19 protein-coding genes are annotated in these 22,754 nt (G+C 57.0%); 10 read left to right on the top strand and 9 right to left on the bottom strand.

Translation table 11 applies throughout. The features are described 5' to 3' along the window. Window positions 1–40: 40 nt before the first annotated feature. From ACEYDX_RS04540 to ACEYDX_RS04530, 3 genes are all read right to left on the bottom strand, one after another. On the bottom strand, window positions 41–667 hold the full coding sequence (locus tag ACEYDX_RS04540; RefSeq protein WP_373740845.1) for a Smr/MutS family protein: 627 nt from the start codon (window positions 665–667) through the stop codon (window positions 41–43). 117 nt (window positions 668–784) lie between these two features. After that, window positions 785–2,632 carry an acyltransferase family protein gene (locus ACEYDX_RS04535; protein WP_373740844.1) on the bottom strand — a complete coding sequence of 616 codons (1,848 nt, stop codon included), beginning with the start codon at window positions 2,630–2,632 and terminating at the stop codon, window positions 785–787. A 213-nt stretch (window positions 2,633–2,845) separates the two neighbouring features. Beyond that, window positions 2,846–3,655: an ABC transporter ATP-binding protein gene (locus ACEYDX_RS04530; RefSeq protein WP_373740843.1), complete on the bottom strand. Its 810-nt coding sequence runs from the start codon at window positions 3,653–3,655 to the stop codon at window positions 2,846–2,848. 190 nt (window positions 3,656–3,845) lie between these two features. Between ACEYDX_RS04530 and ACEYDX_RS04525 the strand changes: the two genes are divergently transcribed. Continuing rightward, on the top strand, window positions 3,846–4,544 hold the full coding sequence (locus ACEYDX_RS04525) for a siderophore ferric iron reductase (RefSeq protein ID WP_373740842.1): 699 nt from the start codon (window positions 3,846–3,848) through the stop codon (window positions 4,542–4,544). A 362-nt stretch (window positions 4,545–4,906) separates the two neighbouring features. Here the strand turns inward: ACEYDX_RS04525 and ACEYDX_RS04520 are convergent, their stop codons facing one another. The 5 genes from ACEYDX_RS04520 to ACEYDX_RS04500 form a co-directional block, all read right to left on the bottom strand. Then, window positions 4,907–6,436: a helicase HerA-like domain-containing protein gene (locus ACEYDX_RS04520; RefSeq protein WP_373740841.1), complete on the bottom strand. Its 1,530-nt coding sequence runs from the start codon at window positions 6,434–6,436 to the stop codon at window positions 4,907–4,909. Window positions 6,437–6,570: 134 nt separating this feature from the next. Next, a complete protein-coding gene (gene dacB / locus ACEYDX_RS04515; RefSeq protein WP_373740840.1) occupies window positions 6,571–8,055 on the bottom strand; it encodes a D-alanyl-D-alanine carboxypeptidase/D-alanyl-D-alanine-endopeptidase in 1,485 nt (494 codons plus the stop codon). An 871-nt stretch (window positions 8,056–8,926) separates the two neighbouring features. Then, window positions 8,927–9,451 (bottom strand): gluconokinase, GntK/IdnK-type, encoded by a 525-nt coding sequence (locus ACEYDX_RS04510; RefSeq protein WP_373740839.1) that lies wholly within the window; start codon window positions 9,449–9,451, stop codon window positions 8,927–8,929. Window positions 9,452–9,552: 101 nt separating this feature from the next. Next, on the bottom strand, window positions 9,553–9,891 hold the full coding sequence (locus ACEYDX_RS04505) for a hypothetical protein (protein ID WP_373740838.1): 339 nt from the start codon (window positions 9,889–9,891) through the stop codon (window positions 9,553–9,555). Window positions 9,892–10,035: 144 nt separating this feature from the next. Then, on the bottom strand, window positions 10,036–11,421 hold the full coding sequence (locus ACEYDX_RS04500) for a GntP family permease (protein WP_373740837.1): 1,386 nt from the start codon (window positions 11,419–11,421) through the stop codon (window positions 10,036–10,038). A gap of 205 nt (window positions 11,422–11,626) precedes the next feature. On the opposite strand from ACEYDX_RS04500, the gene pssA reads away from it, so the two are divergent. The 5 genes from pssA to ACEYDX_RS04475 all read left to right on the top strand — a co-directional run bounded on the left by pssA (window position 11,627) and on the right by ACEYDX_RS04475 (window position 17,741). After that, a complete protein-coding gene (pssA, locus tag ACEYDX_RS04495) occupies window positions 11,627–12,379 on the top strand; it encodes a CDP-diacylglycerol--serine O-phosphatidyltransferase (RefSeq protein ID WP_373740836.1) in 753 nt (250 codons plus the stop codon). Window positions 12,380–12,383: 4 nt separating this feature from the next. Next, window positions 12,384–13,193, top strand: a complete 810-nt coding sequence (locus ACEYDX_RS04490; protein WP_373740835.1) for a sulfite exporter TauE/SafE family protein — start codon at window positions 12,384–12,386, stop codon at window positions 13,191–13,193. Window positions 13,194–13,361: 168 nt separating this feature from the next. Continuing rightward, window positions 13,362–14,432 carry a 3-isopropylmalate dehydrogenase gene (gene leuB / locus ACEYDX_RS04485; RefSeq protein ID WP_373740834.1) on the top strand — a complete coding sequence of 357 codons (1,071 nt, stop codon included), beginning with the start codon at window positions 13,362–13,364 and terminating at the stop codon, window positions 14,430–14,432. A gap of 202 nt (window positions 14,433–14,634) precedes the next feature. Continuing rightward, a complete protein-coding gene (locus ACEYDX_RS04480) occupies window positions 14,635–16,041 on the top strand; it encodes a DHA2 family efflux MFS transporter permease subunit (protein WP_373740833.1) in 1,407 nt (468 codons plus the stop codon). 167 nt (window positions 16,042–16,208) lie between these two features. After that, window positions 16,209–17,741, top strand: a complete 1,533-nt coding sequence (locus ACEYDX_RS04475; protein ID WP_373740832.1) for a phospholipase D family protein — start codon at window positions 16,209–16,211, stop codon at window positions 17,739–17,741. A 392-nt stretch (window positions 17,742–18,133) separates the two neighbouring features. Here ACEYDX_RS04475 and ACEYDX_RS04470 read toward each other — a convergent pair whose 3' ends face one another. Continuing rightward, complete coding sequence (locus ACEYDX_RS04470; protein ID WP_373740831.1) at window positions 18,134–19,735, bottom strand: glycosyltransferase; 1,602 nt, start codon at window positions 19,733–19,735, stop codon at window positions 18,134–18,136. Between ACEYDX_RS04470 and ACEYDX_RS04465 the strand changes: the two genes are divergently transcribed. The 4 genes from ACEYDX_RS04465 to alaS form a co-directional block, all read left to right on the top strand. Beyond that, the gene (locus ACEYDX_RS04465) at window positions 19,727–20,548 is read left to right on the top strand and encodes an energy-coupling factor ABC transporter permease (RefSeq protein WP_373740830.1); all 822 of its coding nucleotides are present in this window, start codon (window positions 19,727–19,729) and stop codon (window positions 20,546–20,548) included. The genes ACEYDX_RS04470 and ACEYDX_RS04465 overlap by 9 nt on opposite strands. Window positions 20,549–20,582: 34 nt before the next feature. Continuing rightward, window positions 20,583–20,960 carry a CrcB family protein gene (locus ACEYDX_RS04460; protein WP_373740829.1) on the top strand — a complete coding sequence of 126 codons (378 nt, stop codon included), beginning with the start codon at window positions 20,583–20,585 and terminating at the stop codon, window positions 20,958–20,960. A gap of 48 nt (window positions 20,961–21,008) precedes the next feature. Continuing rightward, window positions 21,009–21,278, top strand: coding sequence for a hypothetical protein (locus ACEYDX_RS04455; RefSeq protein ID WP_373740828.1), 270 nt, complete (start codon window positions 21,009–21,011; stop codon window positions 21,276–21,278). 234 nt (window positions 21,279–21,512) lie between these two features. After that, the coding region (gene alaS / locus ACEYDX_RS04450; RefSeq protein WP_373740827.1) for an alanine--tRNA ligase at window positions 21,513–22,754 on the top strand (1,242 nt) is incomplete at its 3' end.

Raw genomic sequence — 22,754 nt, 5'->3', positions numbered from 1 at the left:
CTGAAAAACATTTTCAGACGGCCTTTGCATACCGGATGCCCTACCCTTGCTCCCACTCCTTTTTTTGACGCTTAATCAGAATCCGCACCGCACCGTCGTTGCCCTTGCGCGGCTCCACATAAGCCAGCACGTCGGGATGCTGCATCAGCCAGCGGCGGACGGTGTTTTTCAACACCGGCTTGTAACCCGACGAACCCAATCCGCTGCCGTGAACGATTTCGCCGCACACGCCGCGCTTTTTCACGAATTCGATAAACTCGTTCAGCACTTCCTGCGCCTTTTCCTGCGTATAACCGTGCAAATCCACATCTGCCACCACATCCCAATAACCGTCCTGCAGGCGGCGGATGTCGTTTTTACCCTGCCCGTTTTTACTGAACGCGGCGGGCGGTTCGTCCCAATCATTACCGCCCGTGCCGACAAAAAACAGCGATTCCGATGCCAGCGGATTTTTATCCTGCACACGCGGCTTCATCGGCGTTTTGTCGCGCGGGGCTTCGTAACGGCCGCTGTTTTTCAAAGGCGTAACCGTACCCATTTCTTTGGCAAAATCAACGGCCTCGGCCGACCGTTTTACCGCTTCTTTCTCCTGCTCCGCCTGCCGCTCGGCCGCCTTTTTCGCCTGTTTGCCGAGATTTTTCAGGGTGTTTTGAAAATCGGAAGCCATAACGTGTATTGCCTTTCATTAAACCGGATGCGGAAAATTATACCGAAAAGTACAGACCGAACCACGGCGGAGTGCTTATTCCGCCACGGGTTTCAGACGGCCTCTTCCATGCCGGCCCTAGCGTATCAGCTTCTGCCCGCTGCCGATAAACCGTTCCGCCAGAAATCTTGAACCGTAAGGGTTGAGATGGTCGTAGTCGTGGTAAACGGGCTTGCCCTGATGAAAGAAGTCTTTGGGAACAAACTGCGCAACATCCACCCAGCGTACTTCGGGATATTTGGCCGCCAATGCTTCGATTTGACGGTTGGCTTCGTCCGCCGCAGCCCTTTCCGCCAAGCGCTGCGGTGCAACGGTATCGATGTCGATGCCTTTTTGTTCGAGCCGGTATTTGCGGTACAGCGGGTATAGTGCGGGCGGCGTGTCTTTGAAAACATAAACCTGCTTGCCGTTTTTAACAAGCGTTTGCAGCGTGCGCTCGAATTTTTCCGTAAAACCGGGTTTGGGAATTTGGAGCGACCATCGTTCGGCAAACACAATACTGCGGTAGTTGCCGTAATTGTCTTCGACAAAACGGTTGAGCCTGTTGCAGCGTTCGGCCCGTTTGTCGCTTTCGGGCAAAACAAAACCGAAGGCAACGGCACAGGAATTGCCGGATACGACATCCGCCGCCCAACCTTCGCTTTTACCGACGGCATCGATGAATTCGTTGTAATGTCCCGTGTGCGAATCTCCGGCCACCAAAACGGTCGGCGCTTGGGACGCTTCTCCTTTTTTACAGTCGGCAATCTTTCCGATTTCGTCCTTGCACACTTTCAAAGCGGCATCGTATTGAAGCAGGTTTTCTTCGGCATTATTGGCATTGTGGGTATAAATATAGGTACCGAACGGCAGCAGCAGAAGCAGGTAAATTTCCATAGCGATGATGAATTTACGGGTGGAAAAGTTTTTCAGACGGCGTATCGGCTGCTCGATAAACCGGTAGGAAAACCATGCCAGCAAAAACATCAGCACAACCGCCGCCGCAATAACGGCCCAAGGCAGGTGCACATCCATATAGACGTAGCGCAACACAGCCAAAACCACCCAATGCCACAGGTACAGCGAATAGGAAATCAAGCCGATGCCCACCGCCGCTTTGGAGGCCAGTAGGCGGTACACCTTATCCCCTTTGTCCTGAATACGGAACTGCCCGAACAGAATCATCATCCCCGCCGCCGTACACGCCAACAACCGTTCCAGATAGCCGTTGCCGGGCAGCAAACCGTGCGGCAACAACATCAGTCCCGCCAACAGTAACAGCAACACCCACGACACCAGCCTGCCCGATTCTCGCGGCTTCAAAAAAGCAAACAGTGAACCGATCAGCAGCTCGTAAGCGCGGATATAGGGCATATAGTAGGATTCGAACCCGAATGTCGGCAGAAATTGGGCAAGCAGGCTGAGTACGATCAAGCCGCTTACCAGCCAAAGGGTTTTGCCGCGGAAAAAGCGGATGCACAACAGCAGCAATATCGGAAAAACAAAATAAAACTGTTCCTCCACCGACAGCGACCAAATATGCAGCAAGGGCTTTTCCGACGACGAGACATCGAAATAATCCGTTTTTCCGGCAAAAAACAGGTTGGCGGCAAACATCAGCGAAGCCGCAGCGGATTTCGAGTATTCCAGCATATCCCGTTTCAAAAACAGATACCACACCACCGGCGTAACCAGCAGCAACACAAACACGAAAGCCGGCAGAATCCTTTTCGCCCTGCGTTTGTAAAACTCAACAAACGAAAACGTACCGTCCTGCATTTCCCTGCTGATAATCCGCGTAATCAGATAGCCCGAAAGGACAAAGAAAATGTCCACACCCAAAAAACCGCCCGGCAGCCGGGCAGCATCGATATGGAAAACGATGACCGACAACACGGCCACAGCACGCATGCCGTCGATATCGGGGCGGTAATGGAAAGCACTCATGAAATTTCGCAGCCTTTTGGAAAACGGTGAAAACGGTACGGACAAAAAACGGGGCGGATGAATTTCCGTCCGCCCTGCCAAACATGATTGGAATGCCATTCTGCCAAAACAGATTCCGCCGTCTTTTTAAAACGCATATTTTTATACTAAATATCATAACGATACAGGCCGTCTGAAAACAGATTTTCAGACGGCCTTTGCACAACCCGGACATCAAGCCAGTGCCACCGGCCTGCCGTTGTCGGGGTGCGGGATGATGTTCATTTTCACGCTGTAAATCTCTTCCAGCACATCCGCCGTCATGATTTCCGACGGCAGCCCGCGGCGCAGCAGGCGGCCTTGTTTGAGGGCGACGAGTTCGTCGCAGTATTGCGCGGCAAGGTTGATGTCGTGGATAACGATGACAATGCCCAAACCGAGCCGACGGGAAAGGCCGTGTACCAGCTCCATCACTTCGAGCTGGTGGGCGATGTCGAGTGCGGCCAAAGGTTCGTCGAGCAGCAGGAAACGGCTCTGCTGGGCAAGGCACATCGCCAGCCAGACTCGCGAACGTTCTCCGCCGGACAGGGTATCGACCACTTGGTCGGCGAAACGCTCGGTGTGGGTGAGCGCAAATGCCTGTGCCACGGCTTCGCGGTCGGCTTCGCCGGTGCGCCCGAGCAGCCCGCTCCACGCATAACGACCCATGGCAACCAGTTCGCGGGCCGTCAATGCGGTGGCAGCCGGCAGATGTTGCGGCAGGTAGGCGACCTGTTTGGCGTAATCGCGCGGGCTGTAATCGGCCAGCGGCCTGCCGTCGAGCGTAATCAGGCCGTCTGAAAGCGGCTGCTGGCGGGTCAGCAGCTTGAGCAGCGTGGATTTTCCCGAACCGTTGTGGCCGATCAAACCGTACACCTTGTTCGGCTCGAAACCGATGTTGATGTCGGCAAGCAGCGTACGTTCGGGAATGGAAAAACTGGCATGGGTAAGTCGGAACACGGTTTCAGACGGCCTTATAAAGTGGAAATATCGATTGGCGGACAAGCCGGCAACGGCTATCGCCGAACCGATTGCACAGCGGTTATCCTGTCGGAAAAAGCAATGCCGTCCTTCCGGCAAAGCGGACAAACGCCGATCCTGCTGCGGCCATATCGGGCAACTAACACACACGGCAATGGGCTTTTCCAAGCCGACAAATTATAATTATTCCTATTTTTTCAACCAAGTGATAATTATGAACCCATCTGCACTCGAAGACATCCTGTCGTTCTGCGCCGCCGCCCTGCCCGCTTTGGAAGGCCGCGTATCCGCGTCTGCCGACGAAACCGGCACAGCAGCGGAAACCGTTGAAATGGCGGCAATCTGCAACGGACTGCGGCGGGCGTTCCCCGATGCCGGTGCGGTTTACTGGGGCTGCCGCGCATGGCAGCTTTGGATTTGGCAGCCCGTGTTTTTGGCGGTGTGGTCGGCTTCGCTGAAAAACACGCTGCCCGATTTGACATATTTTTCGCACCGAATGGGCGGAACATTCACCGAACCCTTCACCATTGCCGCACACACACCCGCCGTTTTCGACACAACCGAATCCGCCGTTTTTCAGACGGCCTTATCACTGCAACGCTGGCAGGCGGCCCAACTGCCCCTGATTGCACCGCATTTTGCCGTCAGCGGCAAACTGGCCGGCTACTTTCTCGGCGACATGACCCTCAAAGCCCTTGCCGGCATCCATCACTGCGGACTGGCCGATGCAGATACCGTCCGCCGCCTCGAAACCCTGTGGCATCAAGCGTTCGGCTTCCGCTGCAACGGCCGGCTGCGGTGGCTGGAAACCGAACAGGGCTTCCAAGTAGAAATGATGGCCTGCTGCCAGCTTTACCGAGTGGACGGTACGCCATATTGCCAAGGTTGTCCGAAATTGAGAAAGGCCGTCTGAAATGTTTTCAGACGGCCTTCTACTTTCAAATGCCCCCCAGTATCCGGAACACTCCCATAACCTTCCACATCATTCGAAACAAAGCCCGTCATTCCCGCACAGGCGGGAATCCGGAAGTTTAACTTTTCAGCATCTGCCGGAAAACAACTGCTTCTTGGCGTTACAGTCCGGATTCCCGCCTGCGAGGGAATAGCGGCGCGAAAAGTTTTTAGGGAAACTGTTTTGGAAAATTAAAGGATAAAAAAAATCGGTGAAATAACCAAAGGCCGTCTGAAAAACCTGTTTTCAGACGGCCTTTGGTTATTTATAAAGCAAACCGTATCCCCATCAACGGGAACGCGGTTTGCCCGGCAATCAAACGCCTATTTCAGCATATTCTTAATCACCCCCATCAGGCTGCGGGAAATTGCGTTGGTCACTTGGCGGTTAATCTGGCTGCCGACGGCATCGGCCACGTTGTAACCTACGCCCTGCCCTGATTTTTTGCGGCCGCCCATCAGTCCGCCGAGGAAACCGCCGAGCAGTCCGGGTTTTTCATCCGCGGCTGCTTTATCCGCTGCTTTTTGCGTTTTGGCCTGCTCTTTAGCTGCGGCTTCGGCTTCTTTCGCCGCTGCCTGTTCCTGATTGTGGCCTTGCAGGGCTTCGAAAGCGGAGAAGTTGTCCACCATGTCTTTGTAGTGCGGATAGACGGCATCGTTTTGGAAACGGCTGTCGCGTTCCGCTGCGGAAAGCGGGGTCAGGTTGGATTGCGGCGGCAAGACCAATGCGCGCTCCACGGGTGCGGGCATGCCTTTATCGTCGAGAAACGATACAAGTGCTTCGCCCACGCCCAGTTCGGCGATGGCTTCGGCTACGTTGATGTTCGGATTGCTGCGGAAGGTTTCTGCGGCGGCACGCACGGCTTTCTGGTCGCGCGGCGTGAACGCGCGCAGGGCGTGCTGCACGCGGTTGCCGAGTTGCCCCAAGATGGTATCGGGCAAATCGAGCGGATTTTGCGTTACGAAATACACGCCCACGCCTTTGGAACGGATCAGGCGCACGACTTGTTCGACCTGTTCCACCAGCGCGGTGGCGGCGTTGTCGAACATCAAATGCGCTTCGTCGAAGAACATCACGAATTTCGGTTTTTCCAAATCGCCGACTTCGGGCAGCATTTCAAACAGTTCGGCCAGCATCCACAGCAAAAACGCGCTGTACATGCGCGGGCTGCGCATCAGTTTTTCCGAATTCAAAACGTTAATCACGCCTTTGCCGTTTTCCGACTGCATCCAGTCTTGAAGATTGAGCGCGGGTTCGCCGAAAAACTTTTCCGCGCCTTCGTTTTCCAAGGTGAGCAGTTGCCGCTGAATGGCGCCGATGCTGGCGGCGGAAACGTTGCCGTATTGGGTGCGGTATTCGGCGGCGTTGTCGGCGACGTGTTGCAGCATGCCGCGCAAATCTTTCAAGTCAATCAGCAGCCAGCCTTTGTCGTCGGCCACTTTGAACACCAGATTGAGCAGGCCTTCCTGCGTGTCGTTCAGGTTCATCAGGCGCGCCAAGAGCATCGGCCCCATTTCCGATACGGTTACGCGCACGGGAATGCCGGTTTCGCCGAACACGTCCCAAAAGCGCACGGGGAAATCCTGCAGCCATGCGTCGCCCAAACCGAATTCGGCAATGCGCTCGCCCACCTTGCCGCTGTTTTGTCCGGCTTGGGAAATGCCCGACAAATCGCCTTTTACGTCAACCAGAAAAACGGGAACACCCGCGCTGCTGAAGGCTTCGGCCATGCGGCGCAGGGTAACGGTTTTGCCCGTACCGGTCGCGCCGGCAATCAGGCCGTGGCGGTTAGCCATTTTGCCTTGGATTTCGAGCGTGTTGCCGCCCGCGCGGGCGATTTGGAATGTGGTCATGGGATTTCCTTTTTGAAACGTGGTAAACATAACGCGGTTATTGTCTTATGAAACGGATACTTGTGCAAATGCCGCGAAACACATGAAAGGCCGTCTGAAAAAGTTTTCAGACGGCCTTTCATCGCCGACACGGGTTAACCCGAACAGTTCGGATAACATGCTTGATACCGCAGCGGCTTTAAAAACTGCCACAGGGCGAAACGGCGCGGCGGGGCGGCGGCGGGGATGTCGCGGCGGATGTAGGCCTGTTCCCATTCAATTTGGCTGACGATGCGGGTAACGAGCCGGTCGAGCGCAGGCTGGTATTTGGCGGCGTTTTCATGATTGATGACGGCGACGACCACCAAAGGCCGTCCACCCGTCCAGTATCCTGCCAATGCCGCCACGTTTTTCAGCGTACCCGTTTTCAGGCGCAGGCTGCTGCCTGCCTGTTTGAGACGGGTTTTGAGCGTACCGTCGCCGCCCGCTGCGGGCAGGCTGTCGATAAAATGCTGCCGGAAGCGGCTGTAATAGGTTTTTTCGAGCATTTCGCCGAGCATACGGGTGCTTACGCGCTCGCGGCGCGACAGGCCGGAACCGTTTTCCAGTACCAACGCGTCCGTGCGGATGCCGGCTTCGCCCAATTCCCTGCGCAATACGCTTTCGGCACGCCGCACCGTTTGGCCGTCCTGCCGTTTGCCGCCCAGTTGCAGGAAAACGGTGCGGGCGATGACGTTGTTGGAATGTTTGTTCATGTCGGCCAGGATTTCATGCAGCGGCTTCGATTCGGCCACGGCCAACGTGGCGGCTTCAGACGGCGTAACGCCTTCCCGATGGCCGTCTGAAATCTGCCCGCCCGCACCACGCCAATGATTGACGAAACTTTTGGCGGCAAATTCGGGCATCGTCAGCATGTTGACAAATATTTCCTTGCCCGCACAGGAACGCGGCAGCTTGCCGGAGACATGCAGCGCGCCGCCGTTGTAACCCGCATTGAGATAGGCCGAAGGTTTCTTGCACTCGGCATCGGCGTTTTTTTCATCCCATGCCGCGCGGTTAACCAACGGAATTTCGGGCAGCGGCGGGTTGCTGGTGATGTTCACGCCGCCCGCGCCGTCGTCCTCCGCTTTCAGCCACGCCACTTTATAGGCGAGCATGACCGGATCCGGCGCGGTGGTGAAGGCTTCGCGCGCGTCATTGGCGAAGTCGTCGGCAGAACCGGTATCCGTCCACAAACTGCGGTCGAGCACCAACTGCCCCGCGATATTGCGGATGCCTTTGCCGCGCAACTGCTGCTGCACCGCCAGCAGGTCTTTCTGGTCGAAGACCGGGTCGCCGCTGCCCTGCCAGTAAATATCGCCCTGCAATACGCCGTTCCCGATTCCCGCCGTGCTTTTGAATCCGGTTTTCCAGCGGTAGTTCGCCCCCAGCGCACGGAATGCGGCGAACGCCGTTACCAGCTTCATGGTTGAAGCGGGATTGACCGGTTCGTCGGCACGGTGTTCGGCCAGCATCCGCCCGCTGTTCAAATCCTGCACGTACAGCGACAGCGATTCCGGCGGTATCCCGCCGAAATCGAAAGCGGCGGCAGGCAGGGAACACAGGGACAATGCGGCGGCGGTAAAAAGTTTGCGGAACATGGCGTGTTTTCGGCGGAACGGTTGTTTGCAAAAGGGAACGGAATTATACACGAAGGCCGTCTGAAAAACTTTCAGACGGCCTGTCAGTGGGGATATTTTAATCCCACAACATCAAATAGATAATGTTGGACTGTCAACCCGACCTATTGGATTAGGTAGCTTTTATTTTAACCTGACTATCTATATCAGCCAAAATTACATACAAGCTTGACATTGATCAGGACTGTTATCTCTCCGATACGAGCTAAAGATACGAGCAATAAGAATGCCACGAGCAGCAGCATCTCCCACTCTACCGCCAAAGACATAATTCAATTCATTAAAATTTAATGTTCTCATAACAAACTCCTTTAAATATAAAAATTTAAATTGCAATATATAAAAAATTCAATATATGCATTACCATATAATATACATATAAAACAAAATTAGTTATAATTTAAGTTAAGTTATTAAAATAAAAATAAATAATCATCAATTACATATGGATTCAACATATATATTTAATATATAAAATTTGATTAGTGGTTAACAACAAGGAATGTCAATGAATTTTACCCTGGACTGTCATCGACAGTATTTTTCCGGCACTCCGCACCGTTCCGATACGCCTGTAATGCGGCTGCCGAGTTATTGATGCGGCCGGTTCGGTTAGTGATGGTTCAACCTGTCTGCGCACTGCCTTGATTTACGCGGTGTGCCAGCATGGGCAGACCGTTTGAAACAATGTGTCCGCACCTGAAAATGTTGCGTACGGTTACGGCGTACCTCCTAACCGTACCTAAGGTTTTTTGAGGTTTGCCGCAGCCAGTACAAAAGGATACGCCGTCTGAAAACATTTTTCAGACGGCGTGTGCCGTACACGCGGCGGTTATGCGGTTTTCCCAAACCCCTGCGCCTTTATCCAAGCCAGCATTTCGGCCTGAACGTCTGCAGGGCTGCCCGAGTTTTCGATTTTCACGCCCGCTTCACCGGAGCCGAGCTCTTCCAGAATCGCCAGCTGCGAATCGAGCATGTCGGCCTTCATATAATGGCCTTTGCGCGCCATCATGCGTTCGAGGTTCACGGCCTGCGGCGGGGCGAGGTGGATGAAAACGGTTTGCCCTTCGGCTTCGCGCAGAATGTCGCGGTAGGCACGTTTGAGGGCGGAACAGGTTACGATGCTGTAAGCCGCACCCGACTGCGACTGCTGCGTCATCCAGTCGCGCAGGTTGCGCAGCCACGGCCAGCGGTCGTCATCGGTGAGCGGTATGCCCGCGCCCATTTTGTCGCGGTTGGCCTGGGTGTGGAATTCGTCGCCCTCTGCGTAGGGGCATTGGAAATGTTGTTGCAGGGCAAGCGCGGCGGTGGTTTTACCGCAGCCGCAAACGCCCATTACGACGAAATGCGTGGTCATCACAATCTCCTTGCTTGGTTTTTTCAGACGGCATCCAGCAGTAGATCAGGCCGTCTGAAATTCGGTAAACGGATTTTTAAAAAACATCATCCGGCAATGTTTCAGTAATGTATCGACAGGCAGAAAAAGCCCAGTGCAAACCATAACCATACGGCCAACGACACCAGTCGGCGGCCTGCGGCTTTACGGCGCTGTTTCCAGCCCGCAGCCGCCACCGCTGCAATCAGCAGCAACACGGCGGCCACCGTTGCGGTTATCTCCCATGTTTCCAAATAAGGGAGCGCACCGGCCAGTCCGGCAACACCGCCGAGCAGCCACAGCGGTGCGGCAGGGAGCAGCAGTATCATGGTTATCAAGTGCGGCAGACCGAGTGCCGTCGCCCATTTTACGGCGGACGGCGGAAACAATGGTCTGCGCGGCTTTACGGTTTCATGCGTCAACCTTTAGTCCCTCCGCCAGAAATTTTCAGACGGCCTTTATGGTACTGCAAAGATTTGGTTTTTCAGACGGCCTCGGATTCAGATTAGGCCGTCTGAACAAGTTACGCTGTCGGTACGGTATTCTGCAAAAGCATTCAGACGGCCTTACAGCACGGCAAACGCCAGCGCGGAGAGGGCAAAGCCGATAAGCGCAATCAGCGTTTGGTTGACCGTCCATGTTTTCAGCGTAGTCGGCACGTCCATATTGAGCAGGCGGCCGACGAGCCAGAAGCCGGAGTCGTTGAAGTGGCTCACGCCCACCGAACCGGCTGCGGTCGCCAGCACCACGGCGGCAAGCTGCCAGTCGCTGAATCCTGCGGCGGCCACGGCGGGTGCCATCAGCGCGGCGGCGGTGGTCAGGGCCACGGTGGCCGAACCTTGCGCGATGCGCAGTGCGAGCGCCACCAGGAAGCAGCCGAGCAGAACGGGAATACCCAAATCGGCCATGCTGTCGGCCAGGGCTTTGCCGATGCCCGATGCACGCAATACGCCGCCGAACATGCCGCCCGCGCCGGTAATCAGAATCACCGAGCACACGGGGCCGAGTGCGCCGTCGATGGTTTTTTCGAGCGCGCTGCCTTCTGCGCCGCGTTTGCGGCCGAGTACGAACATGGCAACCAACACCGAAATCAGGAGCGCGACGGGGGTGGAACCGATCATGCGCAATGCCTGTACCCAGGTTTCGTCGGCGCTGACGGCTTTTTCGGCCACCAGCGTGGCCAGGCCGGTGTTCAGGAAAATCAGCAGCATGGGAATCAGCATGATGCCGATAACCGTGCCGGCTTTGGCCGGCTCTTGCGGCGGGTCGTCGTCTTGTTTGCCGCCGCTCAAAATATCAGGCACGGGCACGGCGAATTTGCGGTCGAGCACTTGGCCGAGCAGGTAGCCGCTGAAATACCAGGTAATCACCGCCAGCGGCAGGCCGAGCAGCAGCACATGGCCGATGTTGGCGCCGTAAAACTCGGAAGCGGCAATCGGGCCGGGGTGCGGCGGCAGGAAAACGTGCATCACCGAAAACGCGCCGATAGAGGCCATGCCGTAAGCCAAAACGTTGGCTTTCATGCGGCGGGCGGTGGCAAACACAATCGGCAGCATCACCACCAAACCGGCATCGAAGAAAATCGGGAAGCCGAAAATCAGCGAAGCCACGCCCAAAGCGAACGGTGCGCGTTTTTCGCCGAAAGTGCGGATCAGCGCATCGGCCAGCGATTGCGCGCCGCCGGAAGTTTCCACCAGGCGCCCGAGCATCGCGCCCAAGCCCACCAGCAGCGCCACGCTGCCGAGCGTGCCGCCGAAGTTTTTCACCAGCACATCGTTCACGATGCTGCCCATCGGCAGCCCGGTGGCAATGGCGGTAAGCAGGCTGGCAATCATCAGCGTAAGCAGCGCGTGTACGCGGAATTTAATGATAAGCAGCAGAATCAGCAGAATCGCGCCCGCCGCAATGCCGAGCAGCTCGCCGGTTCCGAGTGTTTGTTCCCAATTGTCCATTCGGATTACTCCTTCAGTATGTAATATTCAAAATTGAACGAAATCCACTCTACTCCTTTTTCTACCGTCCGTCATTGATTTTTGTCATGATTATTCCGTATGCAACATCAACGTCATGCCAACGCCGTTCAGACGGCCTTCAACAAACCGCCTGATGCGGTATAATCGGTTCACGCCGTCTGAAACGGCCTGATACGGAAACATCATGGAATATCCGAACGATCCCCGTCCGCAGCGGCCTTCGCTGCGGCAGAACAGCATCTACCTGCTGCCCAACGCCTTTACCGTCGCGGCTCTGTTCGCCGCGTTTTTCGCCATTACCCAAGCCATGCACGGCCGTTATGAAAACGCGGCGATTGCCGTATTCATCTCCATGCTGCTCGACGGCATGGACGGCAGGGTGGCGCGTTGGACCAACTCCCAAAGCGCATTCGGCGAACAGCTCGACAGTCTGGCCGACATGGTCAGCTTCGGCGTTGCTCCCGCGCTGATTGCCTACAAATGGCAGCTCTGGCAGTTCGGCAAAATCGGCTACACCGTCGCCTTCGTCTATTGCGCCTGCGCCGCGCTGCGGCTCGCGCTCTTCAACACGCTCATCGGCAAAACCGACAAACGCTGGTTTATCGGCATCCCCAGCCCCACCGCCGCCGCGCTGATTGTCGGCCTGATTTGGGTCAACCACAGCTACGAACGCTTTCCCGCCGTAGAATGGTTCTGCCTCGGCATCACGCTGTTTGCCGGCGTTTCGATGATTGTGCAGATTCCGTTTTGGAGTTTCAAAGAAATCAACATCCGCCGCAAAGTACCGTTTTTCACTATGATACTGGTGGTGTTCGGCCTGCTGGCCGTATCGATGCAGCCCGAGCCGGTGCTGTTTCTGCTGTTTTTCATTTACAGCCTGTCGGGTTATGTGCATTACGCGTGGCGCCGGTTGAAGAAAAAACGGAAGGCCGTCTGAGAAAATGTGGAATCTCGAAATCATTCTCTCCATGCTCGCCGCAGGCGCGTTGTCGGGCTTTATCGCCGGACTGTTCGGTGTGGGCGGCGGCATGATACTCGTCCCCGTGATGCTGTGGGTATTCAAACTTCAGGGGCTTGACGGGCTGGAACACGCCCAGCATCTGGCCGTCGGCACATCGTTTGCCGTGATGGTGTTCACCACGTTTTCCAGCATGCTCGCCCAGCACCGCAAACAGTCGGTCGACTGGCATACCGTCGCCCGCATGAGTCCCGGTATGATACTCGGCGTATTGGCGGGCGCACTGATTGCACGCTACATCCCCAACCACGGTTTGCAGGTTTTCTTCATCTTCTTCACCGTTACCGTAGCCGTCCGCACCATTACCGACGCCAAACCCAAACCCAGCCGCCAGTTGCCCGCCACTCCCGCGCTGACCGCCATCGGCGGCCTGTTCGGTGTACTGTCGAGCTGGGTCGGCATCGGCGGCGGTTCGCTCTCCGTCCCCTTCCTGCTCTACTGCAACGTGCCGCCGCACCGCGCCGTCGGCACTTCTTCCGGCCTGGCTTGGCCGATTGCCGTTGCCGGCGCGCTCGGCTACCTGTTTGCAGGTTGGAACGTCGGCGGACTGCCCGAAGGTTCGGTCGGCTTTTGGTATCTGCCCGCCGTTGCCGTCCTTTCCCTTGCCACCATGGCCTGCGCCCCGATCGGCGTCAAGGCCGCCCACAAACTGCCGCCGCGCCAACTCAAACTCGGTTTCGGCATCCTGCTGCTCATCATCGCCGCTTCAATGGCGTGGAAAGTGTTTGCTTAATCATAAAAAACGGAAGCGTTTTGCCCCCGTTTTTCTGCCAATAACACGGGCGGTTACGCCGAACCCGTAAAGCGTTTTTTAACCTTGCACACCCTTTCAGACGGCCTTCAACCGCAACAAGGCCGTCTGAAAACCGATTCATCCAACTCCAAATCAAAGGATTCCAACATGACCAAACAGATCGCCATTCTGCGCGGCGACGGCATCGGCCCCGAAATCGTCGCCCAAGCCGTGCGCGTGCTTGACAAGCTGATTTCAGACGGCCTTGATGCCGCCTACGAATATGCCCCGCTCGGCGGCGAAGCCTACGATGCCTACGGCTCGCCCTACCCCGAATTCACGCAAAACCTGTGCCGCAAAGCCGATGCCGTGCTGCTGGGCGCAGTCGGTTCTCCGCAATACGACACCCTCGACCGCCCGCTGCGCCCCGAACGCGGCCTGCTGGCCATCCGCAAAGACTTGAATTTATTCGCCAACCTGCGTCCCGCCGTGCTGTATAAAGAGCTGGCCAACGCTTCTACGCTCAAACCCGAAGTCGTGGCCGGTTTGGACATCCTTATCGTGCGCGAACTCACCGGCGACATCTATTTCGGCGAACCGCGCGGTATCCGCACGCTGGAAAACGGCGAACGCGAAGGCTTCAACACCATGAAATACAGCGAAAGCGAAATCCGCCGCATCGCCAAAATCGCCTTCGACGCCGCACAAAAGCGCAATAAAAAACTCTGTTCCGTCGATAAAGCCAACGTACTCGAAACCACCGAATTATGGAAAGAAATCTTCAACGACGTCGCCAAAGACTACCCGGACGTCGAATTGAGCCACATGTACGTAGACAACGCCGCCATGCAGCTCGTGCGCGCACCCAAGCAATTCGACGTCATCGCCACCGGCAACATTTTCGGCGACATCCTCTCCGACCAAGCCTCGATGCTTACCGGCTCAATCGGCATGCTGCCCTCCGCCTCGCTCAATGAAACCGGCAAAGGTCTCTACGAACCCTCCCACGGTTCCGCCCCCGACATCGCCGGCCAAAACAAAGCCAACCCGCTGGCCACCATCCTCTCGCTTGCCATGCTGGTGCGTTACAGCCTGAACGACGAAGCCCGCGCGAAACAGATTGAAAACGCCGTGCAGAAAGTGTTGGAGCAAGGCCTGCGTACCGCCGACATTTACGAAGCAGGCACGAAACAGGTATCCTGCTCGGAAATGGGCGATGCGGTGCTGGCCGCGCTGTAAGGCCGTCTGAAAATACCGAAATACATAAGGCGGGTTTGGCAACCTGCCTTTTTCTTTTGGCTGTTTGTATCATGTCTTGATTGATGCGCAACCTTTAACACGTCATCCGGACACAACCTTCTTTTTCAGACGGCCTTCTGTTTCAAATCCATGTAAAATAAACACATTTCCCCGCTGCCTGCTTCAGGCCGTCTGAAAACTTATGAACCTGCCCACTTCCCCGAACACCGCCCCGCAAGCGCCGCCTTCGCGTTTTCTGCCTTTGCTTCTGGCGATTGCGATTTTCATGCAGATGCTGGATGCGACCATTCTGAACACGGCGCTGCCTGCGATTGCGGCGGATTTGCACGAGTCGCCGCTGAATATGCAGTCGGCAGTGATTGTCTATACGCTGACGGTGGCCCTGCTGATTCCGCTGAGCGGTTATCTGGCCGACCGCTTCGGTACGCGCACGGTGTTTGTGGCCTCGGTTGTGCTGTTCGTAACGGGTTCGGTGCTGTGCGCGGCGGCGCCCAACCTGCCGATGCTGGTATTTGCGCGCGCGGTACAGGGTTTGGGCGGCTCAATGCTTGCGCCCGTACCTCGTCTGACCGTGATGCGGGTATATGATAAATCGCAGCTGCTCAATGCCATCAATTACGCGGTCATGCCCGCCCTCATCGGCCCTGTGGTCGGCCCGCTGCTGGGCGGCTATCTGGTGGAATACGCGTCGTGGCACTGGATTTTCCTGCTAAACGTGCCCATCGGTATTGCGGGGATTGTCGTCGCGCTGAAAATCATGCCCGAACTGAAAAGCGAAAAAAGCAGCTTGGATTTGGCGGGATTTCTGCTGTTTGCGGCGGCGGCCTGTTCGCTGACGCTGGCGGTGGAAACCGTCCTCCATCCCGGTGCGGGCATGTTTGCCCTGCTGCTGTTTGCCGCTGCCGCGGCTGCGTTTTACGGCTATACGGCACATGCACGGCGACATGAAAATCCGCTGTATGCGGGCCATCTGCTTCAGGTGCGCACGTTCAGGCTCGGGCTGGCGGGCAACCTGTGCAGCCGGCTGGGTATCGGCGCCATGCCGTTTTTGCTGCCGCTGCTGCTTCAGGTCGCCTTGGGTTACAGCGCAAGCGCATCGGGCTGGATGCTCGCGCCGGTGGCTTTGGCATCGCTGTTGGCCAAACCGCTCATCAAGCCGCTGCTAACCCGCTTCGGCTACCGCAGGGTACTGCTCGTGAACACCGCCCTGCTGGGCATTCTGATGATGATGCTCGCCCTGCCCGACGCAGACACGCCGCTTTGGCTGTGGCTGCCGCTGCTCTCGGCGATGGGCTTGTGCAATTCGGTGCAGTTTTCCGCCATGAACACACTCACCATCGCCGATTTGCGTCCCTACCAAACCGGCAGCGGCAACAGCCTGATGGCGGTCAACCAACAGCTTGCGCTGGGCATCGGCGTGGCTTTGTCGGCGCTGCTGCTGCAACTATGGCGTTCCGGCGGCTGGGGCGGTGAAAACGTGCACACCGCATTCCGGTTCACCTTCGTCTGCATCGGCCTGCTCACCCTTGCCGCAGGCCGCATATTCTCTCTTTTGCACCGCTCGGACGGCGAAAACCTGACAAGCTGAAAAAATCGGTTAGAATAGTTCCGTGTGAAATTTCAGACGGCCTGCGACCCAAAGGCCGTCTGAAAACACCCGAAAGCCGTCAGCACGCCGCCGCATTTCCAGACGGCCCTCCATAACAAAACCAGACAAAATCCGTCCGCTCACTTCCCCGCACAATCCGTTTTACCATGAACACGAAACACCTGATTATCATGCTTCCAGCCTTCCTGACCGGCTGTGCATCCCTGCCGTCGCTCGACGACCGCAGCGAAAGCACCTATATCAACCCCGAATCCGCGCCGCGCATCGAAGCCGCGCTCAAACCCGCAAACCTCAGCCTGCCGAAGGAAACCGAAGGCGAGTCCGGCATCTACCTGCTCGAAGACGCCCACGACGCCTTCGTCGCCCGCGCCACGCTCATCGATTCGGCCGACCACACCCTCGACCTGCAATACTACATCTGGCACAACGACATCTCCGGCAAGCTCCTGTTCAACCTGCTCCACCGCGCCGCAGAGCGCGGCGTACGCGTGCGCCTCCTGCTCGACGACAACAACACCAACGGCCTCGACCACGTCCTGACCGCGCTCGACAGCCACAAAAACATCGAAATCCGCCTGTTCAACCCCTTCACCCGCCGCAAATGGCGCGCACTCGGCTACCTGACCGACTTCCCCCGCCTCAACCGCCGCATGCACAACAAAACCCTCACCGCCGACAACCGCGCCACCATCCTCGGCGGCCGCAACATCGGCGACGAATACTTCAACGTCGGCAAAGACACCGTATTCGCCGACCTCGACGTATTGGCCACCGGCAAAGTCGTTACCGAAGTTTCCGAAGACTTCGACCGCTACTGGGCGAGCAACTCCTCCTATCCCGTCAAAAGCATCATCAAACGCGGCAACATCGAAAAAGGCTACGGCCAGCTCGTGTTCGCCGACGAAGACAAAAACGGCATTCTCAGCCGCTACCGCAAAGAAATCGAAGAATCCCGCCTGTTCGAATCCATCCAAAACGGGCGCACCGAATTCCACCGCGTCAAAACCCGCCTCATCAGCGACGATCCCGCCAAAGGCCTCGACCGCGCCCGCCACAAGCCGCCCATCGCAAAAAAAATGTTCGAAGCGCTCCGGCAGCCCGAAAAAAACATGTACCTCGTTACCCCCTACTTCGTGCCCACCAAAGCCGGCACCAAAGTGCTGGGCGACCTTGCCGCATCCGGCATCGCCGTTACCGTCCTGACCAACTCCCTTCAGGCCACCGACGTTGCCGCCGTCCACTCCGGCTATGCAAAATACCGCAAACCGCTGTTGAAATCGGGCATCGAACTCTACGAACTCAAACCCAACCACGCCGTCCCCAAAAGCAAAGACCGCGGCCTGACCGGCAGCTCCGCCACCAGCTTGCACGCCAAAACCTTTATCGTTGACGGCAAACGCATTTTCGTCGGCTCCTTCAACCTCGACCCCCGTTCCGCACGGCTCAACACCGAAATGGGCGTACTCATCGACAGCCCCGAAATCGCCGGCACCATGCAGCGCACCCTCGTCAAAACCACCCCCGACTACGCCTACAAAGTGACCCTCAACGACAAAGGCCGTCTGCAATGGCAGAACCCCGAAGACCGCACCGTCTCCACCAAAGAACCCGAAGCCGGCTTCTGGAAACGCATGACGGTCAGAATACTGTCGATACTGCCGATCGAAGGGCTGCTGTAAAGCAGTCCGCCGACATCAAGGCCGTCTGAAACTTCGGCGCGTCATGCCCATGCAAACAGGAATGACGCGCCGAACCGCTGAAAAATCGGAATATGGCTCAAAACGGTAAACATCCGTTCCCGTCTGCGCAGGAATAACGGCGGTACGTTTCGGCTTTTGCGTCCGTCAGGACATCCGTACCAACCGCCCAACCAAACCAAAGGCCGTCTGAAAACTTTTTCAGACGGCCTTGTTCATTTAAACGCAAATAAAATGCAGGCACGGTCAGCCGCTCCATGAGCAGCGCAACCGTAAGGATGCACAGCCCCATACAAACACCATACCCGCACTTTTCAGACGGCCTCACACCGCCCATACGGTACTCCACCGTACCCGCAGCAGCCTACCTATACCTATTTGTCCAAAAACACATCCACACCGTTTTCGCAGCGGGTCTGTTTTTCTTCCAGCACAGCCTGAAGCAACACGTCGTTTTGCGGCAGGGACGTGCGTTCGGCTTCGTGATGCCAAAGATGGTAGGCCACGCCTGCGAATTTGAGGTTGTGGCGTTTCATGCCGCTGTGGAAACAGCGGGCGGCGAATTCGCTGTCTTCGCGCCCCCAACCGACGAAATCGTTGTTGAAACCGTTGACCGCCAAGGCATCGCTGCGGAAAAAGCCCATGTTGCAGCTCTTGATGCCTTTGTGGCTGTGGCTGCCGCGTTTGCCGGCATATTTGGCCAACGTGCGGCAGCGCAGCGCGGACAGTCGTTTTTTGATGCCGCGCGAGAAGCACGACAAATCGGGCAATACGGCGCGGTTGAGGATTTCTTCGGTACGCGCTTCGGTCAGCATCACGCGCGAACCCTGTATCAGACGGCCTTTGAGCGCGACGGCGGCATGGTCGGCGATAAACGACGGATCGAGCAGCATATCGCCGTCAATCAGAACGATGTAGTCGGATTTTGCCGCGGCGATGGCGCGGTTGCGCGATTGGGCGGCGCGGAAGCCGTCGTCTTCCTGCCAGATGTGTTTCACGGGTATGGGACTTTGGCGGGCGATGCGTGCCACCGTTTCGGCGGTATCCTGCCCCGAACCGTCGTCGGCCACCAGAATTTCGTCGGGTCGGCGCGTTTGCGCCAATGCGGATTTGAGCACCAGCTCGAGCGCATCGGGGCGGTTGTAGGTGGTTACCACGAGCGACACGGTCATGTTGCGGTTGCGTTCGTAGAGCTTGACGTATTTGTAATACGAACCTTGGGCGTTGGCGGCGGAAATAACCAAGCCGTCCGCCCCCGCCGCGATACCGCGCTTGAGGAAATAGTTTTTGAAAAACGACACGCCGCCGTGCAGCAGGGCCTTGGCGGGACTTGTGCGCTTTTTGAAGCGGTTTTCTTCGGCATAAAGCGTGCTGTACTGCTGCATTTTCCGAATCAGCCCTTCGGCGTTTTCAAACGAATAATGTTTCAGACGGCCTTCGAGCAGCTGCGTTTGCGCACCTTCGGGAACAATCAGGGCTTCGTGTACCTGCCGTTCGGAAAAGCGCGTGAAACCGCGGTGGTAAAGGCGGGGCAGGATGTCGGGATACCAGCCGCAGGCCTTTATCGGGCGGCCGTTGTAGTGGTTGAGCCGCGAAAGCGAATAAACCGCTTCCCGCTTGTCCTGCGCCACGGCGGCACGGACGGCGGCCACCAGTTCCGCATCGGGGATTTCGTCGCTGTCGATGCTGAAAATCCAATCGTTCTGCGCCAGTTTTGCGGCAAGGTTCTTCATCGGGCCGAAGCCGGTAAAGCCGTGGCGGTACAGGCTGACGTTGCGGAATTTTTCGGCGATTTCAAACGTGCGGTCGGTGGAGCCGTTGTCGAGCAGCAATACTTCGTCGAACTCGGCCAGCGCAATCAGCACCTCTTTGAGATAGCGTTCGGAATTTTTCACCAGCATGGCGGCGGTGGCGGGAATGCGGGGTTGGAGGTTGGACATAATGCCGTCTGAAAGAATCGTTAATTGATGAATCATACAGGATTTGCCCGCTTTGAACCATGCAGACGGCAAAGGCCGTCTGAAACGCAGGCATTTGCCGCTGCGGCCTGTCCCGATGCCTTTATCCGCACTATAATCGGATTTTCCACCGTTTTGCCGATTCCCCGCCGCATGACTTTCCATCCCGACTGGTTTTCTTCCGCCGCCTGCATCACCGCGCTGATTGCGCTGGCCGTATTGCTGTGTGCCGCCGCGAAGCCCGCGCTTGCCGTTTTCAGACGGCCTGCCGCGCCTGCGGCCGCCGCGCTGTGGATGGCCTTGCTGTGGAGCCTGACCATCACGCCCGACCACGGCCAACTGGCCGGATTCAGCCACCACCTGCTCGGCGTCAACCTGACCGCGCTGATGGTGGGCATTCCCGCCGCTTTCTGGCTGGCTTCGCTCCTGCTCGTGCCCTATCTGCTGCTGCACGGCGCAACGCCTGCGGTGCTCGCGCCCAACATCCTTGCCCTGCTGCTGCCCGCTCTGCTGATGAATTTCCTGTTCCGCAAAGCAGTGTCCAAACTGCCCGCCAATCTGTTTATCTTTATCTTTTTAAACGGCTTTATCTGTTCCGCAGCCGGTGTGGTACTGACAGGGTTCGTAACCGTCGGCCTGCTCGACGGCGCAGGCGCGTTTCCTTCCGAAGCCCTGTGGCAGCGCGCGTTTCCCGCCTTTTTCCTGCTCGGCTGGGGCGAAGCGTTTTTAAGCGGCCTGTTCACCGCCACATTCGTCGCCCTCAAACCGCACCTGCTGCACACCTTCGACGACGCGTTTTATTTGAAGCGGCGCAATTCGATTTGGAAATAACGGCAAGGGCCGTCTGAAAACATCCGGATACACCATGCTGAACAACATCATCATCCTGTCTGTCGGCGCCGCATTCGGCGCAAGCCTGCGCTGGCTGTTCGGACTATGGTTTGCCCACAGCCCGCTGTGGCTTTCCGCCGGAACGCTGGCCGCCAACTGGACGGGGGCCTACCTGATCGGCCTGCTGGCCGAACTGTTTGCCGCGTTTCCGTCGTTTTCCCCGCATTGGAAACTGCTGCTCATCACCGGATTTCTCGGCAGCCTGACCACCCTGTCGGGGCTGTCGCTCGAAATCGTCGGCCAGCTCCAGCAACACCGTCTGGCCGCCGCATTCAGTACCGCCGCACTGCATCTGGCCGGTTCCCTGCTGCTCACCTATTCGGGCATCCTGACCGTGCAAGCGCTGCGCTGACAAGCAATACCCGCCCTCCCCCCAACCACCCTTAAAGAAAGGAAGACCATGTCTGCCAAACAAAAACTCCTGCTGCTGGCTTTGACTGCCGCATTCGGCCTGAGCGCCTGCGGCGGTTCCGATTACGACAACGACGACGGCCGCGCAGGCCAAGTTCAAAACGACCGCGATGACCGTGATAATGATGACCGCGACGACAACCGCCGCCAGCAGCGCGACCATGACGATCGCGACGACGATCGGGAAAGACGCGGCAACGACCGTGATGACGACCGCAACGACCGTGATCGCGACAACGACAATGACGATAACCGCTGACCCCGCCGCATAAAACACCGAAGGCCGTCTGAAAAAAAACTTTCAGACGGCCTTATCTCCGCCCGCGAATCGGACCGCTCCAACCTTTACGCACAGCCGTCCGCATAGCAAGGGCACGGGTTTTGCAGTAGAATACGCGGAATTTGATTTTCCCTTTTTTCCAATCTTTTCAGACGGCCTGCCGCACCGCCCTAAGGCCGTCTGAAACCGTTTCAACCTTCAACAGAAACCGCTATGAAAACTTCCGAACTCCGCCAGAAATTCCTCCAGTTTTTCGAATCCAAAGGCCACCAAATCGTCCGCTCGTCGAGCCTCGTGCCGTACGACGACCCCACCCTGCTGTTTACCAACGCCGGCATGAACCAATTTAAAGACGTATTCCTCGGCTTCGACAAACGCCCCTACAACCGCGCCACCACCGCGCAAAAATGCGTGCGCGCCGGCGGCAAGCACAACGACCTTGAAAACGTCGGCTACACCGCCCGCCACCACACCTTCTTTGAAATGATGGGCAACTTCTCGTTCGGCGACTATTTCAAGCACGACGCCATCAGATTCGCCTGGGAATTTCTCACCAGCCCCGAATGGCTGAACCTGCCCAAAGAAAAACTGTTGGCTACCGTTTATGCCGAAGACGATGAAGCCTACAACATCTGGCTCAACGAAATTGGTCTGCCCGCCGAAAAAATCATCCGCATCGGCGACAACAAAGGCGGCCGCTACGCCTCCGACAACTTCTGGCAGATGGGCGACACCGGCCCCTGCGGCCCCTGCACCGAAATCTTCTACGATCACGGCGAGCATATCTGGGGCGGCCCACCCGGAAGCGCCGAAGAAGACGGCGACCGCTTTATCGAAATCTGGAACAACGTATTCATGCAGTTCAACCGCGACGAAGCGGGCAATATGAATCCGCTGCCCAAACCCTCGGTGGATACCGGCATGGGTTTGGAGCGCATGGCCGCCGTGATGCAGCATGTGAACAGCAACTACGAAATCGATTTGTTTGAAAACCTGCTCAAAGCCGCCGCCCGCGAAACCGGCGTGGCCTTCAGCATGGAAATTCCCAGCCTGAAAGTGATTGCCGACCACATCCGCGCCTGCTCCTTCCTGATTGCCGACGGCGTGATGCCGAGTAACGAAGGCCGCGGCTATGTGTTGCGCCGCATCATCCGCCGCGCCGTGCGCCACGGCTACAAACTCGGCCAGAAAAACGCCTTCTTCTACAAACTGGTGCCCGATTTGGTGAAGGAAATGGGTGATGCCTACCCCGAGTTGAAAGAAAAGCAAACCCAGATTATGGAAGCGTTGCGCGGCGAAGAAGCCCGCTTCGGCGAAACCTTGGAAAAAGGCATGGGGCTGTTTAACCAGGTATGGCGCGGCATGCAGTTCCTCAAACTCGAAAGCCTGCTGCCTGTGGACGGCGTAGGCGAACCCTTGAAGCTGAAAACCGCCGACGGCATCGGGTTTACCGTT

This window comes from Neisseria sp., assembly GCF_041804105.1.
GTDB lineage: Bacteria > Pseudomonadota > Gammaproteobacteria > Burkholderiales > Neisseriaceae > Neisseria.
This window is presented reverse-complemented; position numbering and strand designations above follow the sequence as displayed.